Here is a 15087-nt window from a genome sequence, read left to right on the forward strand (position 1 = left end):
TAGTGTGGCAGCGAAGGCGGTAAAAGACCCCGAGGCCGTCAGGAGGCGAGCGCGAGCCCATGGGAATGATCATGGCCGTGAGCTTCACCCGTTATGGGAGGCTCTACTACCTCGATCCCGGCGGGCATAGTCCCAAGGTCGGCGACAAGGTGCTCGTGCCGACCGATTCCGGGCCTGAAGTGGCGGAGTGCGTGTGGGCGCCGCAATATACGAGCGAAGACATCGACGGGCTGCCGGTGTGCGAGGGGCCGGCGGGTGAGGAGCAGCTCACTCGCGACGAGTCCAACAAACGCCGCAGGGCCGAGGCGCGCAGTGTGTCCAAGCGGCTGATCAAACGGCACACGCTGCCGATGAAGGTCGTCGGCATCGACTATCTCGACCAGGACAACGTCTATACGGTCTACTTCTCCGCGCCGCATCGGGTGGACTTCCGCGCCCTGGTGCGCGACCTGGCCCGCAACCTCCGGGCCAGGGTCGAGCTCCGGCAGATCGGGCCCAGGGACGAGGCGCGGCTCCAGGGCGGGATCGGCCCCTGTGGCCGTGACCTGTGCTGTGCCACGTTCCTGAAGGACTTCGAGCCGGTCTCGGTGCGGATGGCGAAGGATCAGGACCTGCCGGTCAACCCGCTCCGGATCGCGGGCGCGTGCGGTCGGCTCATGTGCTGCCTGAAATACGAGCATCCGCTCTACCAGGAGTTCCGGGCGTCGGCTCCGCGGGTGGGGGCGAGCGTGGAGACCCCGCAGGGGGCCGGCACCGTGGTGGGGCACAACGTACCGTCCGACTCCCTGGTGGTGCGGCTCAACGATGGCGGGCGCCGGTGCTCGTGCTCGAAGGCCAGCGTGTGCGGGCCGCGTCAGGCGTACGACTCGACGTACGGCGATTCGGATCCGGCCTGAGGGCGGTGGTGCGGCGGCCGAGCCGGGTCGCCGCCGCCGTCGTCGCTGCGACGGTGGCGCTGCTCGGCTGCGGTTGTGCCCCGGCCGAGCCGGTCGGCGGCGGGCTGGCCTGGTCCGGCTGCGGTGACGGGTTCGAGTGCGCGACGTTGCGGGTGCCGCTGGACTACGCGGTGCCGGACGGTGAGCGACTCGATCTCGCCGTGATCCGGTTGCCCGCCGGCGGCGATCGGATCGGGTCGTTGGTGGTCAATCCGGGTGGGCCGGGGAGTTCGGGGGTCGAATACGCGCGGGCGGCCCGGATCGTACTGAGTGAGGAGGTACGCGAGCGGTTCGACATCGTGGGGTTCGACCCGCGCGGGGTCGGGAAGTCGGCGCCGGTCGAGTGCCTGGACGATGTGCGGCTCGACGCGTTCGTCACGCTGGACGCGTCGCCGGACTCGGCCGAGGAGCGGCAGGCGCTGGAGGCGGGGTCCAGGGAGTTCGCGGAGGGGTGTGAGAGGCGTTCCGGGCGCCTGCTTGCGCATCTGGGCACCGTCGACGTGGCGCGGGATCTGGAGTTGCTGCGGCAGGGGCTCGGGGACCGGAAGCTGACTTATCTCGGTAAGTCGTACGGCACGTTCTTGGGCGCTGTTTATGCGGACATGTACGCCGATAAGGTGCGGGCGTTCGTGTTGGACGGGGCGCTCGACCCGGCGATCTCCCGGCTGCGCCTCAACTCGGATCAGGCGGCGGGCTTCGAGCAGGCGCTGCGCGCTTACGCCAAGGCGTGCTTGGCGGAGGAGGGGTGCCCGTTCCGCAGCCGTACCGTCGAGGGGGCGCTGGAGGAGGTGAGCGGGCTGCTCCGCCGTACGGACCGGAGGCCGTTACAGGGAGGCGGGCGGCAGGTCACGCAGGCCCTGGCCACGCTCGGCGTCCTGACCCCGCTCTATGATCGCGACTCCTGGCCGGAGCTGACCGAGACGCTGCGCCAGGCGTTCAAGGGGAACGGCACGCTGCTGCTCCACAACGCCGACCAGCTCACCGGCAGGCACGGCGACGGCACCTACTCCAACCAGACGGAGGCCAACATGGCCGTCAACTGCGTGGACGGCGCCTACCCCGCGGACACCGCCGCCTATGAGCAGGGGGCGGCCAAGGCGTCCGGGCAGGCGCCCAGATTCGGCCCGTACATCATGTGGTCGTCGCTGCCCTGCGCCCGCTGGCCCGCCGCACCCACCTTCAAGGCCCACCCCCTGAAGGCGGCGGGCGCCGCACCCATCCTCGTCCTCGGCACCAGACGCGACCCGGCCACGCCCGCTCACTGGGCGCGTGCGCTGGCGAGTGAGCTGGAGCCGGGGGTGCTGCTGGAGTGGGACGGGGACGGTCACACCGCGTACTCCAACGGGTCGGCGTGCGTGGACGAAGCCGTGGACCGATACCTGCTGACGGGCACGGCGCCGGCGGACGGCACGGTCTGTCCCGGCATCGGGTGATCGGCGGAGCGAGAACCCCTTGGGCTCCTGTAGACTCTTTCACGCTGCAGCAGCACGCCGCCTTAGCTCAGTCGGCCAGAGCACTTCACTCGTAATGAAGGGGTCTCGGGTTCGAATCCCGAAGGCGGCTCCCAGCTCAAAGGCCCTCCCGGGATGATCCGGGAGGGCCTTTTGGATCTTTGCGCAGCAGCAAAGTGCAGCAGTCGGTCATTCAGCGAGACTCTGGGCGAGCGCTGGAGCGCATTCCTCGCGGCTTCGATCGGGCGCGGGCGTGAGCGAGCCGCTCGCTGCGGCGACGCTGACGGTCTTCGCACTCCGCCATCAGCAACCGGCCAGGAAACCGCGGTAGGTGAACTGCTCGTGTCCGGCCGCATCGGCAGTGGCGGTGAACTGGCCGCGGGTGGTGGGCAGGCGCAGCATCCGACACGCCTGGTCGACGGCGGCCTCAGCCGCTGGTTCGGTCACTCCACGCTGGTGGATCGTCATGACGCATCTCCCTGGCCGGCGGCACGCCACCCGTACGGCTCACCACGCCCACGACGAAGGTGGCGAAAGCCCTCCCACTCCATGGCACCGATCAAGGGGTGAAGCGGCGAAAGTGCGTGCCGGAGAAGGATGAAAGGGAATAGAGGTGAGCGGTCTGTTCGCGCTCCTCACCCCCGAGCTGTCGATTATTCGCGGCACCTATCTGGTGTCAAGCCCGTCTGTGCAGGGGGACAACCAGTTACCGAGAAATGTCACCGCGATGCTTGGAACACGCGAAGTCGGGCTTGACCGCAGCTAGGCGGCAGTCGCGATCGTTTATCACCTATGGGGGTGGGTTAGATCGAGCGGACGCTGACACCGTCAGCGGGAACCGTCGGTGAGGCCCAGGTAGACGACCAGGGCACCGCCTATGACAAGCCCTGCGATGGCCACCGAGGAAAGCGCACTACGCTGCGCCCTGCGCGGTCTGCCGCGCCTGGTGTGTTTGCTTACGCTCTCGATTACAGACGCGAGCACGGCCCAAATGATGGCGATGAAGACCAGCGGCAGTAAAGCTGCGAATGTGTCACCCATGATGCGCCTGATCTTGCCGAAGGCGACGATGCCGAGCAAGTGCAACATCGCCTTTCATCGTACCGGCGGCACCGGGGCAAGCCGCTGTCTGCGGGCAGGGCAACCAGCGCGCGAGGAAGCTCGCCGGAAAGCATGTACACGCGAACGACGGCTTGCCGTGGCGCGGCCGACCGGCATGGCTACGCCTGCCCGACGAAGCGATGGCTCCCACCTCCGCTCGCTGAAAAGTCACGGCGCGGACCGCGTCGGTGACAATTCGACATCGAGGAGACCCGGCTGAGACAGGGGTGTCGCCACGGCACCGGCTCTGCGGTGGGGTCGTTGCCTGAGATTAGCGCTGCGGGAAGGAATCCTGACTCCGAGTCCCGATGCATGATGATCTGTGTGGGGAAGACTGGGAAGGCGAGGGCGGCGAGCGTGTTCGGTGCGTTGCTGGACCGTTCGCTTGTGCAGATGGCGGAGGCTTCGGCGGACGCCAGGACCTACGATCGCAACATCATTCACACGGTTTCCGACGTCTGGGATAACAACACCTTTCCCTTGTTCCGCGCACTGGCGGCCCGTACATCGTGGGGCCGTGAGCGGCGGGCACGTGCCGCCTTGGCATGGATGGCCGCTCTCGGTGCGGCACGGCGGACGTGGATGGCGGAGCAGTCGGCGATCGCCGGGTACAGCCTGGAGTCGTTGCTGCCGGCGCCGGTGGAGAACGACCATGACCACTGGGATTACCGGGGCATTGTGTTCGCGCCTACGGCGGCGCTGACGATGGAGGTCGCCGTAGAAATCGGCGTCGACTACGACCTTGCCACCGCCGAGGTTCGCTCGCTGGTGCTGGAACGGGTCGGCGGCACCCGGTTGACGGGCACGCTGGCGGTGGCCGCCCGACGCCGGTATGCCTCTGACCGGCCGGCCGACGACCTCGCCGAGTTATGGCTCTGGCTCGACGAGGTCACCGATACACACTTTGATTCCCGCGACTCATCCGGGATCACCATGGGTTGCGGGACGGGTCAGGTAGCGATCGGCATGGGGAAAGGCGGAATCCTGCGTGCGGCTCGCGCCACCATCCATCCGAACGACCTGGCCTGGCACCTGTCCGCGGCGGGCCGGGCTCTCGGCACGCGAACCCCGACCGGCCCGCGGCCATCACGTCGGACGACGCCGCCGCGAAGGCCGAAAGCGCTGGACGACGAGCCGTTGGCCGCTGCGACGGTCCTGCACCAAGCGATGCTGGAGATCCGTATGGTGCGCTACGCCTCCTATGCCGGTCAGATCCCGGTCCGGTCTCTGTGCCTGGCGTTCGCCGGCGCGGGGGAGTCCATCCTCGCCGCAAGCGCGCATCGCCGGGCGAGCCGGCGTGCCGAGGCATTCCGTCAGCTGGTCGAGGACTGGATGCAGATGGGAGGGCTCGACCTTGCTCCCTGGTTCGCGGGTTGCCTGCGCGATCTCGCCGGCAGGGTTTGCGGGACGACCCGAGAGTGGGTCAACTCGTTGATACCTCCGGTAGAACAGGGCGCCGAGCCGGTAAGAGGGCTGGCCTCCGACTTGCCGGCGGAGGCTGAGCTGCGGCTGGTCAAATACGTGGCTGCGCATACTCAGCATGACATCCCACGCGCCGGCTCGGCCCTGGTCCAATTGGCCGTGCCGCCTCGTCCCCAGGCTGGGCGGGGTGAAGGGTGGGACTTGTGTTGGTTGGAGCTCGAGAGCCCTGATCATTTCCAGGTCAGTGACACCGCTTTTCGCGGTGCCACCAGTCCACAGCTGATAGGAGCGCCTGAGGCGGTCCGTTTCCTCAGCCTGAGCGACGGCGACCTCACCATGGCCGCCGACGAAGCCGAGATGGGAGAGAAGCGAGCCGGCCAGCGGGAGTAGAAGGATTCCGGGTATCCCCGTCGCCACGGCTCTGAATCTCGTCCCGGACGCCGTAGCGCTCAACGCCATGATCGAACTTCGGCGTACCGTTCATGACCTGGCCTCGGCAGGTGCGCCCGGTTCTCAGGTGAACTTGGCGCCGTCGGCGACTTACCGGCCGGTGGCCTTTCTGAGGGCGTTGCCGAGTGCCTCGGTGCTGGTCACGCCGACGATCAGCTCGCCGTTCTCGAAGGCGAATCTCGGTACGGTGGTGACGCCCTCTCGCCGTGCTGCGGCTGCTTGCTCACGTACCTCGGCGTCTCCCTCTTTGGAGGCGAGGAAGTTTCGGACGCGGCCGCGGTCCAAGCCGGTCCGTTCGGCGAGCTCGGTGAGTTGTGGGTGGTCGGCGACGTTCACGCCGTCGCGGAAGTATGCGTCGAAGAGGGTGGTCGCCAGTGCGGCCTGTACGTCGGCGCCGTGCTCGTGCAGGGCGAGCCACAGCAGCCGGTGCGCGGTCAGGGTGTTGACCGCCACCGCACGGTCGAATCGGTACTCGATCCCTTCGCCGGCACCGAGGCGTGTCATCTCCGTGAGCATCGCCTCGGCTTGGTCCGGACCGAACATTTCGACCACCGTGTCCATCAGCGGCCGGGGGTCCTCGGGTGCGTCGGGAAGGAGCTGGTACGGACGATGGATGAGTTCGATGTCTGATTCTGCGTCGGCTGCGGCCACTGCGCGGTGGAACTGGTGCGTGCCGAGGCGGCACCAGGGGCAGGCGATATCGATGTGTACCTCTACATTCATCCGGATTCCTTTCTCGGGTGGAGGCAGCCGGTCATGACCGCGATGTGGCGCTCGTGGTGGGGTCTCGTAGCACTCGGAGGGCTTGGGACCAGGCGAGGACTTCGTCCAGCATGGTGATCAGGGCGGTTTCTTGGCGTTCGCCGGGGGCGCAGACGCCGGCCTTGGAGTCGGTGAAGTCGAAGTCGAAGTACGGGTTGATCGCGACTTGGGCGTGGACGTCGGCGATTTTGATCTCGCCCATGGTCTGGCGTAGTTGTTCGGCGGCGCGGGTGCCGCCGTAGACGCCGTAGCTGACGATCCCGGCTGCCTTGTCGTTCCATTCCGCGTACAGGTAGTCGATGGCGTTTTTCAGGGCGGCGGGGATGGCGCTGTTGTACTCCGGGGTGACGAACACGAATCCGTCGAACCTGGCGATCGTGGCCGCCCAGCGCTTGGTGTGTGCGTGTTGGTAGTAGCCGATGACTGCGGGGGCGGGCTCATCCAGTAACGGGAGCTCGTAGTCGGCTATGTCGACGAGTTCGAGGCCGACCTGCCCGGTTTTGACGGCGGGGTGGCGGCCGGCGGCCTCGGCGACCCACTGGGCCACGTCCGCTACGCGGCGGCCGGGGCGGGTGCTGCCCAGGATGATCGCGATCTGGATCATGGACTTCTCCTTGGGTTCTGTCTCGGTTGGGACATGAACTTTGTGCTCGCGGCCAGGTGGGTGCCGATCGGGGGGCGTGAGGCTTCTCCAACGGGGACGCTCGCGTAGTGGCCCCGGTTCAGGAATGTGCTCTCACCGTTGGTGAAGGTGTTCATGCCTGCTAGCGTCCCCGTGCTGGGCGTGTTCGGGCCAGGCTGCGGTTTTCCTAGCCCTGGTAGGGCCAGGCTCGCCGCGAATACAATCGCGGTTGATGACTGACTCAGAGCTGGGCGCGTTTCTTCGCGCGCACCGGGAGGCGGTCCCTCCGGCCGCGGTCGGGCTCCCGACCGGGAACCGGCGCCGCACCCCCGGTCTGCGCCGCGCCGAGCTGGCCACGCTCGCCGGCGTCAGCGTCGATTACCTCACCCGGCTGGAGCAGGGGCGCGACCGCAGTCCGTCCGCCCAGGTGCTCTCCGCGCTCGCGGAGATTCTGGGGCTGTCCCGTGACGAGCAAATCCACCTGCACCGGCTGGCGAAGGCCACCGGCGGCGGCGCGTGCGACGGGGCCGCCGCGATGCAGACCCGGACGGTGCGGCCGACTGTGCAGGCGCTGCTCGATCGGCTGGAGCCCGCGCCGGCGCTGGTCGCCAACCGGCCCGGTGACCTGCTCGCGTGGACGGCCGGGTTCGCACGGCTGGCCGGCCCGAGCGGGCTGCTGGAGGCCGAGCCGCCGAACCTGGTTCGGCACGTTTTCACCGACCCGCGGGCGCACGATGCCCACCCGGACTGGGACGCGGTCGCCGGCGAACGGGCCGCTGCGCTGCGGGCCGCTGCCGCGCTCGGCGACTCGCACGCGGCGCTGCTCGCCGAGGAGCTGACGATCGTCGCCGGTGCCGGCTTCCGCGACCGGTTCGAGGGCTCGGCCGCGTTGCCCGCGCGCATCGGTGTCGAGCGGTGGGCGCACCCGGAGGTGGGGGAGCTGCGGCTGGCGTACGAGAGCCTGGAGCTGCCCGACCCCGATGAGCAGCGGCTGGTCGTCTACCTCGCCTCCGACGAGGCCACTGCCGCCGCCCTCGACCGCCTCACTGATCATCACCCCGCCGCCTCCTAGCGGCGGCCTGTCCTGATAGTTGACGGGTACGTGGGCACACCTGCCTGAGGGGGATATCACCGGCCATTCCATCTGGAGCCTGCGCGCCCTGGGCTGGGATTGGCGATCCGTCGCGAGGGCTTGCATGCGGGCGTGGTGAGCTGACGGCCCACCACGACCTGGAAGGCAGCGCTGTCCGGCACTTGACCTCAATCATGGTTCAGGTCCCAGAATCGCTGATGGCGGGCGGCGTGGCCGGATGGTCCGGTCGGAACGCGCTCGCAGGTTCTGGATCGAACCCAAGGAGATGCATATGAGCAAAGTCGTCGTCATCGGCGCCACCGGCCTGCAGGGCGGCGCGGTCGCCGATCTGCTGCTGGAGCGCGGCCACGAGGTGGTGGCGTACGTGCGTTCGCCCGAGTCGCCGGCCGCCACGACGCTCTTAGCGCAGGGAGCACGGCTTGCCACCGGCGACCTCGCCGATCCCGACGCGCTCCAGCGGGCCTGCACAGGCGCCGACGCGGTTTTCGGCCTGTCGGTGCCGTTCGGGGAGGGCGGCAAGGACGAGGAGGTCGCGCAGGGACGCCTGCTCATCGACACCGCCGCTCGCCTCGACGTCCACCTGGTGTACTCCTCTGTGCGGGGCGGCGACCGGCCGGCGGCCACCAACATCGACCACGCCGACAGCAAGCAGCTCATCGAGGCGTACTTGCGCGAGCGGCCGGTGCGGGCGACGGTGCTCGGCCCGGTGTACTTCATGGAGAACGTGCTCAACCTCGGCTTCAGCCAGCTCGGTGACGGCATGCTCGCCAACCCGCTGACCCCGGGCAAACAGCTCGACCAGGTGAGCGTTCTGGACATCGCCGGCATGGCCGTACATGCCGTCGAGAACCCTGACGAGCTCGTCGGCGAGCGGATCGACATCGCCTCCGATCGCGTCACCGGGCAGGAGGCGGCCCGGATTCTGAGCGAGGTGCTCGGCCGGGAGATCCCCTACCAGCAGCTGCCGCTGGACATGGTGCGGCAGTGGGCCGGCGAGGAGGTGGCCACGATGTTCGAGAGCTTCGAGAACAACACCGATTTCCTTGATATCGAGGCTCTGCATGCCAGGTACCCCGCCGTGCGCTGGCACAGCTACGCCGAGTGGGCCAAGACGGTGGACTGGGACAGAATTCTCGCAGGCTGATCGCGGCCCGTCGCACGACCTTGGCCGGGTAGCTGAGATGGTCCGCCTGTTGGCGACGTTCTCTCGTAGGGCATCATGGCGCGATGAGCGTGCGCTATGACGATGTGGTCGGCCCTCTCCGGACGGCATATGACGGGAGTGCCAAGCGACGCGAGGTCAGCGGAAAGGCCCCGTGGAAACTCGCAGAGTGTGAGGCGTTCCTGGACCGGTTGAAGGGGCACGGTTGCAGGCGGTTGCTGGAGATCGGCGCTGGGACGGGACAGGACAGTGCCTACTTTCAGGAAAACGGTCTGGACGTCGTGGCCGTCGATCTGTCGCCTGCGATGGTGACCCTCTGCCGTGAGAAGGGCATTGAAGCCCATGTCATGGACTTTATGCGCCTCGACTTCGCGCCCGGTTCTTTCGACGCGGTGTACGCGCTGAACTGCTTGCTGCACGTGCCTGACAGCGACTTTCCTGCGGTCATGGATGCGATTTGTGCGCTGCTGCGGCCCGGCGGCCTGTTCTTTCTCGGTGTGTACGGCGGAGGCAGCCTGACGGGGGAAGGCCCTTTCGAAGAGGATGACCACGATCCTCCTCGGTTCTTCTCATTCCGTAGCGACGAGCAGCTTCAGCAGTACACTCGCAAGTCTTTCGAGATTGTGGACTTTCACGCCGTAGGAACTGCCGAGCAACGGTTTCAGTCGCTGACCCTGCAGCGTTCTGCGTGAGCCGGCGGGGCTTCTCGGCTTTCTGAGAGGCTGAGCCAGGTGACAGGCCGGATGCGTTGGGGTGTGTCAGTGCGGGCGGCGGCGGTCTTATCGCTGGTGATCGCATTGGGCGTGACCTGGGCTGCCCCAGAGGAGGAAACGCCTGAGCGACCGGCGCTCCTTCCGAAGCCGCCAAGCTTGGCATCTGTCGATGAGGTCTGGCCGGAAGCCGTCAGTGTGGTGCCCGCTGAACGCACGGACGGGACCTGGCTGTGGCCGCTCGGGGCGCTCGACGAAGACGAACTGCTCCTGAGGACTGATGAGTTGCGTCCGGCGTTCATCGGCTTCAATACGCGGACCAAGAAGCAACGGGTCATAGCGCGGGCACCCGAGTGGGCGGCGTGCGGTGGCTGCTTCGAGGTCCAGGAAACGGCGCTTGGAAGTGCTCAAGTGGCGTGGCTCGTCAAGGGGTACGCGCCCGGCGCCTCTGCCGGAGGGCGGCGTCACTACGAAGTGTGGGCCATGCCGCGAAAAGGCGGAACCATGCATAGGGTGGCGCGCTTACCAGCCACCGTCCGGGCCGATGAGACCGATGTGGACGGCTTCCAGATCAGCGGTGGGGACGCTGTGTGGTGGGGTTATGACGGCGATATCTGGCGGGTTCCACTCAGCGGTGGGATTCCTGAGCGGGTGCGGTCGGACAGGCGGCTTCGAGTGAGCTCGTGGCCGTGGGCGTTCGACGAGTACGAGCGGGTTGTGGTCAATCTTCGAACGGGTCAGGAAATCGAGATGACCGAGGCCGGCGATCTCGCCCATCGTCTGGCCTGCGGGCCTGTTTGGTGTGTCGGGGAGAACCGGCAGGAGTTGTGGAGCGTCACGCAGGCGACGGTGTTACGCGTGGACGGGACCGACCGCACAACTGTGCCGGGAGACGCACTCATGATGAGACCGTTGATTCGGGATCGGCTCGCTCTTCTCGGCGTTCCGACCGTAGTAGGAGACGACTCCATTCCCAGCACTTGGGGAGCGTCGGCTTTTGGGCATGTCGCCCAAATCTATGATCGCTGCACGCGTCAGTCCGCCTTGCTCGGATCCTATGGTTTGTGGAGGGCCGAGAATCCGTGGACGATGATCAAAAGCGGTGCATGGACGCAGGACGGACCCGTTGTGTATTGGCGGACTACTCGGGATCGGTTCGTGGTCGTTGACTTGGCCCGCGTCGCCACCTCTCCTTGCATGGCATGAGATGTCCCTCCATGGTGCGGGGGTCTAGAGCGGTGACAGGAGGCGGGTGAGGGTTGCGTGGCCTGCGGGGCCCCAGGTCGGCTTGCCGCCGGGGAGGCCGCGGTCGCCGGCTTGGCCGATGCTGATGAGGCCCAGGCCTCGCAGCACCGAGAGGGACGCCGCGGTCGGGGTTGGCCGGTGCTTCGGCGGGTGCTGTGCGGTGGAGTGCCCTGAGGAAGGCCGCCAGGGCGCCGGCCACCTCGCGCACGTCCAGCTCGGCGAGGTCGGGATGTTGCTCGCGGACCAGGGAGCGCACCAAGCTCTCATCGATCTCGAGATTGCCCATGAGCTCACTCAATCATCAGACATATCGACGGTGAGCTGGCACACCGTGGTCAGACGACGTCGAAGGTGCGCCGGTATTCGGTGGGGGTCACGCCGACTCGCTGGGTGAAGTGGCGGCGCAGGTTGGTGGCGGTCCCCAGGCCGCTGTGTTCGCTGACCTTCTCGATCGGCATGGACGTGGTTTCGAGCAGGGTCTGGGCGCGGGCGATCCGCTGGTTGAGCAGCCACTTCAGGGGTGTGGTGCCGGTGACCGACTGGAGGCGGCGGTAGAAGGTGCGGGTGCTCAGCCCGGCGCGTCTGGCCAGCTCGTCCACGGTCAGCGGCCGGTCGAGGTGTTCGGTGGCCCACTGGAGCACGGGGCCGAGGCTTTCGTCGTCGGTGACCGGGACGGACAGGTCGATGAACTGGGCCTGCCCGCCCGACCGATGGGCCGGGACCACCATCCGCCTGGCGAGCTGGTTGGCCACGTGTGCCCCGAGGTCGCAGCGGACCAGGTGGAGGCACAGGTCCAGCGCGGCCGTCATGCCTGCGCTGGTGAGCACGTCGCAGTCGTCGACGTACAGCACGGAGCCGTCCACCTGCACGTTCGGATAGCGCTTGGCCAGCTCACCGGTGTACATCCAGTGGGTGGTGGCGCGACGGCCGTCCAGCAGGCCGGCTTCGGCCAGGGCGAAGGCGCCGCAGCACAGCGACACCATGCGCGCGCCCGCGTCGGCGGCCTGGCGCAGCGCTTCGATCAGGCCCGGCGCGAAGGGCTGGCCGTAGACGACGGCTTCCGGTACGGCGGCGACGATCACGGTGCCGGCGTCGGCCAGGTCCTCGAAGCGGTGGGGGGTGCGGAGGGAGAATCCGTGATCGGGTGGCAGGGCTGATGCGGGCGGTGGTACCGGTGGGGCGGTGCATATGCGCAGGTCGTACCAGGGGTCCGCCAGGTCGGGCTGGGGCATGCCGAACACCGAGGCGGGGATGGCGATCTCGTACAGGTCCCACATGCATGCGCCGATGTCGCCGGCCATGGCGATCGCGACGGAGCTGGCTTTCATGACCGTAAGGGTATGGCAGTAAACGTTCGAAGATGGTCACCCCTGCCACTGTCGAGGTGATGTGAACCGGTGCGAACGTAGTCGGCGGAAGGACCGCTACGGGCGAAAAGGGAGAGTGTGATGCCGGAAGTCACGGTTGTCGGGTTGGGGTTGATGGGGCAGGCGCTGGCGCAGGCGTTCCTGGCGGAGGGGCACGCCACGACGGTGTGGAATCGCTCGGCGGGCAAGGCCGAACGGCTTGTCGCTCAGGGGGCGATCCTTGCGGACTCGGTGCGGGCGGCGGTCGTGGCGAGCCCGCTGGTGGTGGTCTGCGTCTCGGATCATCAGGCCGTGCGTGCCGTGCTCGACCCGCTGGCGGACGTGCTCGCCGGTCGGGTCGTGGTCAACCTGACCTCGGGTACGTCCGAGCAGGCCAGGGAGACGGCCCGGTGGGCGTCGGAGCGGGGGATCGGCTACCTCGACGGTGTGATCATGGACGTTCCCCAGGGCATCGGTACGACCGGCGCCGTGCTCTACTACAGCGGGCCACAGGCGGGCTTCGACCTGCATGAGCCCGTGCTGCGCAGCCTCGGTGGCGCCACCACCTACCTCGGCGCCGACCCCGGCCTGTCCTCGCTGTACGACATGGCGACGCTGACCATGATGTGGAGCATCCTGAACGGTTTCCTGCACGGCGCGGCGTTGCTCGGCACGGCGAACGTGCCGGCCGCGACGTTCGCCCCGGCCGTGGCCAAGGGGATGGCGACCGTGGCCGAGTGGTTGCCCGGTTATGCGGAGCAGATCGACGACGGCAAGTATCCGGCTCTCGACGCCACCATCGACACCCATCTGGCGGCGATGGAGCATCTCGTCCAGGAGAGTGAGGTTTTGGGGGTCAGCGTCGAGTTGCCCCGGTTCGTCAAGGCGCTCGCCGACCGGGCGGTGGCCGAGGGGCACGGCGGCGAGGGGTATGCGGCCTTGATCGAGCAGTTCCGCCGCCCGATCGCCACCCGCGGCTGACCCGCCCGCCGCCCGTCGCCGGTTGCCGATCGCCCGCTGGGGTTGCCAGGAATTCTGGAGGGCGGATCGATTGATGGGGTGCATCTCGGGACGTTAGCGTTCGACGCAACCCTGATCTCCCATCAGTTGTAAAAGGTGCAGTCATGTCTGTTACCAGAAATATCCGGAGAGTTCTTGCGGTCGCGTTAGCCCTCGTCCTGAGCCTGGCCATGACGTCCCAGGCAGGTGCGGGAACGACGGCCAAGCCCAAACAGCCGAACATCATCTTCTTCCTCGTGGATGACATGTCGGCCGATCTGCTCCCGTACATGGACACGGTCCGCAGTCTGGGCGAGAACGGCACCACCTTCAGCGACTACTACGTGTCCAACTCGCTCTGCTGCCCCTCCCGAGCCTCCATGTTCACCGGCCAGTTCCCGCACAACACGGGCGTGGCCACGAACAAGAACTCCGACGGCGGCGGCTACCAGGCGTTCGAACCACACGAGAGCAGGACGTACGCCGTCTCGCTCGACCAGGCCGGCTACCGGACCGGTTACCTCGGCAAGTACATCAACGAGTATCCGGTCCCCGCCGACTACAAGGTGCCGGCCGGGTGGGACGAGTGGCATGTGGCGGCGGGCGGAGGTTACAGCGAGTTCAAGTACCAGCTCACCCGCTACGTCAAGGAGGCCGGCGCGGACAAGCCGCTCGATCCGTCGGGCGGGAAGTACCTGGTGGACGAGCTGGGGCAGCGCGCGGTCGACTTCATCGCCCGCTCCCGCGAGTACGCGCCGGGCGAGCCGTTCTTCCTCCAGGTCTCTCCGTTCGCGCCGCACTCCAGGATCGGCGCCAAGCCGGGCGACAAGGAGCCGCGGTTCCCGCCGGCACGCCGGGACCGGCCCAAGACCCAGTGGCCCGCCGGTCAGTTCCCGAACGGTGACTGCGGCGGTCCTGACTGCGCCGGGATCGACGTCACCACGCTGCCCTCGTTCAACGAGGACACCGCCGACAAGCCCTCCTGGGTACGGCGGGAGCCGCTCGGCACGCCGATCACGAAGGAGCTGCGCGAGGACTTCCGCGACCGGATCCGCATGGTGCAGTCGGTCGACGACATGGTGGAACGCGTTCTGGCCACGCTCACCGACGAGGAGAAGCGGAACACGTACATCGTCTTCACCAGCGACAACGGGTTCCACCTGGGCCAGCACCGGCTGGTGCGCGGCAAGTCCACCGCCTACGACCACGACGTACGGGTGCCGCTGCTGGTCAAGCGGCCGACCGCGGGGCGGCACGGCGACCTCGCGACCGACGCCATCGCCCAGAACGTGGACCTGTTCGCCACCTTCATGGACATGGCCGGGGTCGGCGCGGCGACGCGGGACAGCCGCGACGGACGCAGCCTGCTGCCCCTCATCCAGGGGCACAAGGTCAAGGACTGGCGTAAGGCGGCGCTGATCGAGCACGTCAAGCCCGACCCGGCCGCCCCGGGCGAGCCGGACCCCGACGCCGAGACCCTCCAGGCGGGCAACTCCCAGCCGCCCTCCTACGCCGCCGCGCGTACGGCCGGCGACCTGTACGTCGAGTACGAGGGCGATCCGCAGCCGGAGTACTACGACACCGTGGCCGACCCCCGGCAGGAGTCGAACGACCCGGACAACGCCAGGACGGCCGACCTCGGCAAGCTCCTCGACGGCCTGGCGAGCTGCGGCAAACCCGGCGCACCGGACTGCTGGACCGCCGCGCGAGCGTCCCGCTAAGGCAGCCCGAGCAGCCCAAGCCCAAGCAGCCCGCTAAGGCTGCCCAAGCAGCCCGATAAACGCCTGAA

General features: G+C 67.8%; 15 protein-coding genes and 1 tRNA gene. 11 read left to right on the forward strand and 5 right to left on the reverse strand.

Going from position 1 to position 15087, the window contains the following annotated elements; genetic code table 11:
- Window positions 1-71: 71 nt before the first annotated feature.
- From ABEA43_RS12065 to ABEA43_RS12075, 3 genes are all read left to right on the forward strand, one after another.
- Window positions 72-896, forward strand: a complete 825-nt coding sequence (locus ABEA43_RS12065) for a PSP1 domain-containing protein (protein ID WP_425570249.1) — start codon at window positions 72-74, stop codon at window positions 894-896.
- Window positions 818-2368, forward strand: a complete 1551-nt coding sequence (locus ABEA43_RS12070) for an alpha/beta hydrolase (RefSeq protein ID WP_345561162.1) — start codon at window positions 818-820, stop codon at window positions 2366-2368. The genes ABEA43_RS12065 and ABEA43_RS12070 overlap by 79 nt, the downstream gene beginning before the upstream one ends.
- A gap of 56 nt (window positions 2369-2424) precedes the next feature.
- A tRNA-Thr gene (locus ABEA43_RS12075) sits at window positions 2425-2498 on the forward strand.
- 191 nt (window positions 2499-2689) lie between these two features.
- Here ABEA43_RS12075 and ABEA43_RS12080 read toward each other — a convergent pair.
- On the reverse strand, window positions 2690-2854 hold the full coding sequence (locus tag ABEA43_RS12080; protein ID WP_345561164.1) for a hypothetical protein: 165 nt from the start codon (window positions 2852-2854) through the stop codon (window positions 2690-2692).
- A gap of 145 nt (window positions 2855-2999) precedes the next feature.
- On the opposite strand from ABEA43_RS12080, the gene ABEA43_RS12085 reads away from it, so the two are divergent.
- Window positions 3000-3152, forward strand: a complete 153-nt coding sequence (locus tag ABEA43_RS12085; RefSeq protein WP_345561166.1) for a hypothetical protein — start codon at window positions 3000-3002, stop codon at window positions 3150-3152.
- A 62-nt stretch (window positions 3153-3214) separates the two neighbouring features.
- Here ABEA43_RS12085 and ABEA43_RS12090 read toward each other — a convergent pair whose 3' ends face one another.
- Window positions 3215-3475, reverse strand: coding sequence for a hypothetical protein (locus ABEA43_RS12090; RefSeq protein WP_345561167.1), 261 nt, complete (start codon window positions 3473-3475; stop codon window positions 3215-3217).
- Window positions 3476-3844: 369 nt separating this feature from the next.
- Between ABEA43_RS12090 and ABEA43_RS12095 the strand changes: the two genes are divergently transcribed.
- Complete coding sequence (locus ABEA43_RS12095; protein ID WP_345561169.1) at window positions 3845-5299, forward strand: hypothetical protein; 1455 nt, start codon at window positions 3845-3847, stop codon at window positions 5297-5299.
- Window positions 5300-5449: 150 nt separating this feature from the next.
- Here the strand turns inward: ABEA43_RS12095 and ABEA43_RS12100 are convergent, their stop codons facing one another.
- The gene (locus ABEA43_RS12100) at window positions 5450-6082 is read right to left on the reverse strand and encodes a DsbA family oxidoreductase (RefSeq protein WP_345561171.1); all 633 of its coding nucleotides are present in this window, start codon (window positions 6080-6082) and stop codon (window positions 5450-5452) included.
- 31 nt (window positions 6083-6113) lie between these two features.
- On the reverse strand, window positions 6114-6725 hold the full coding sequence (locus tag ABEA43_RS12105; protein WP_345561173.1) for an NADPH-dependent FMN reductase: 612 nt from the start codon (window positions 6723-6725) through the stop codon (window positions 6114-6116).
- Window positions 6726-6975: 250 nt separating this feature from the next.
- On the opposite strand from ABEA43_RS12105, the gene ABEA43_RS12110 reads away from it, so the two are divergent.
- The 4 genes from ABEA43_RS12110 (at window position 6976) to ABEA43_RS12125 (ending at window position 10914) form a co-directional block, all read left to right on the forward strand.
- Window positions 6976-7815 carry a helix-turn-helix domain-containing protein gene (locus ABEA43_RS12110; protein ID WP_345561175.1) on the forward strand — a complete coding sequence of 280 codons (840 nt, stop codon included), beginning with the start codon at window positions 6976-6978 and terminating at the stop codon, window positions 7813-7815.
- A 292-nt stretch (window positions 7816-8107) separates the two neighbouring features.
- Window positions 8108-8980, forward strand: coding sequence for an NmrA/HSCARG family protein (locus ABEA43_RS12115; protein ID WP_345561176.1), 873 nt, complete (start codon window positions 8108-8110; stop codon window positions 8978-8980).
- An 83-nt stretch (window positions 8981-9063) separates the two neighbouring features.
- Window positions 9064-9690, forward strand: coding sequence for a class I SAM-dependent methyltransferase (locus ABEA43_RS12120; RefSeq protein ID WP_345561177.1), 627 nt, complete (start codon window positions 9064-9066; stop codon window positions 9688-9690).
- Window positions 9691-9759: 69 nt separating this feature from the next.
- Window positions 9760-10914, forward strand: coding sequence for a hypothetical protein (locus tag ABEA43_RS12125; protein ID WP_345561178.1), 1155 nt, complete (start codon window positions 9760-9762; stop codon window positions 10912-10914).
- Between the two features lie 374 nt (window positions 10915-11288).
- On the opposite strand, the gene ABEA43_RS12130 is transcribed toward ABEA43_RS12125, so the two are convergent.
- Window positions 11289-12254 carry a GlxA family transcriptional regulator gene (locus ABEA43_RS12130; RefSeq protein WP_425570250.1) on the reverse strand — a complete coding sequence of 322 codons (966 nt, stop codon included), beginning with the start codon at window positions 12252-12254 and terminating at the stop codon, window positions 11289-11291.
- Window positions 12255-12401: 147 nt separating this feature from the next.
- On the opposite strand from ABEA43_RS12130, the gene ABEA43_RS12135 reads away from it, so the two are divergent.
- Both ABEA43_RS12135 and ABEA43_RS12140 read left to right on the forward strand, forming a co-directional pair.
- Window positions 12402-13280: an NAD(P)-dependent oxidoreductase gene (locus ABEA43_RS12135; RefSeq protein ID WP_345561180.1), complete on the forward strand. Its 879-nt coding sequence runs from the start codon at window positions 12402-12404 to the stop codon at window positions 13278-13280.
- A 143-nt stretch (window positions 13281-13423) separates the two neighbouring features.
- Window positions 13424-15019, forward strand: coding sequence for a sulfatase family protein (locus ABEA43_RS12140; protein ID WP_345561182.1), 1596 nt, complete (start codon window positions 13424-13426; stop codon window positions 15017-15019).
- Window positions 15020-15087: the final 68 nt, after the last annotated feature.

This window comes from Nonomuraea rosea, assembly GCF_039539705.1.
GTDB lineage: Bacteria > Actinomycetota > Actinomycetes > Streptosporangiales > Streptosporangiaceae > Nonomuraea > Nonomuraea rosea.

What these genes read in the sequence shown, in the direction of transcription:
- ABEA43_RS12065 (WP_425570249.1), top strand. Translation starts at nt 72, where the DNA reads ATGGCCGTGAGCTTCACCCGTTATGGGAGGCTCTACTACCTCGATCCC.
- ABEA43_RS12080 (WP_345561164.1), bottom strand. Translation starts at nt 2,854, where the DNA reads ATGACGATCCACCAGCGTGGAGTGACCGAACCAGCGGCTGAGGCCGCC.
- ABEA43_RS12090 (WP_345561167.1), bottom strand. Translation starts at nt 3,475, where the DNA reads ATGTTGCACTTGCTCGGCATCGTCGCCTTCGGCAAGATCAGGCGCATC.
- ABEA43_RS12100 (WP_345561171.1), bottom strand. Translation starts at nt 6,082, where the DNA reads ATGAATGTAGAGGTACACATCGATATCGCCTGCCCCTGGTGCCGCCTC.
- ABEA43_RS12105 (WP_345561173.1), bottom strand. Translation starts at nt 6,725, where the DNA reads ATGATCCAGATCGCGATCATCCTGGGCAGCACCCGCCCCGGCCGCCGC.
- ABEA43_RS12110 (WP_345561175.1), top strand. Translation starts at nt 6,976, where the DNA reads ATGACTGACTCAGAGCTGGGCGCGTTTCTTCGCGCGCACCGGGAGGCG.
- ABEA43_RS12115 (WP_345561176.1), top strand. Translation starts at nt 8,108, where the DNA reads ATGAGCAAAGTCGTCGTCATCGGCGCCACCGGCCTGCAGGGCGGCGCG.
- ABEA43_RS12120 (WP_345561177.1), top strand. Translation starts at nt 9,064, where the DNA reads ATGAGCGTGCGCTATGACGATGTGGTCGGCCCTCTCCGGACGGCATAT.
- ABEA43_RS12130 (WP_425570250.1), bottom strand. Translation starts at nt 12,254, where the DNA reads ATGGCCGGCGACATCGGCGCATGCATGTGGGACCTGTACGAGATCGCC.
- ABEA43_RS12135 (WP_345561180.1), top strand. Translation starts at nt 12,402, where the DNA reads ATGCCGGAAGTCACGGTTGTCGGGTTGGGGTTGATGGGGCAGGCGCTG.
- ABEA43_RS12140 (WP_345561182.1), top strand. Translation starts at nt 13,424, where the DNA reads ATGTCTGTTACCAGAAATATCCGGAGAGTTCTTGCGGTCGCGTTAGCC.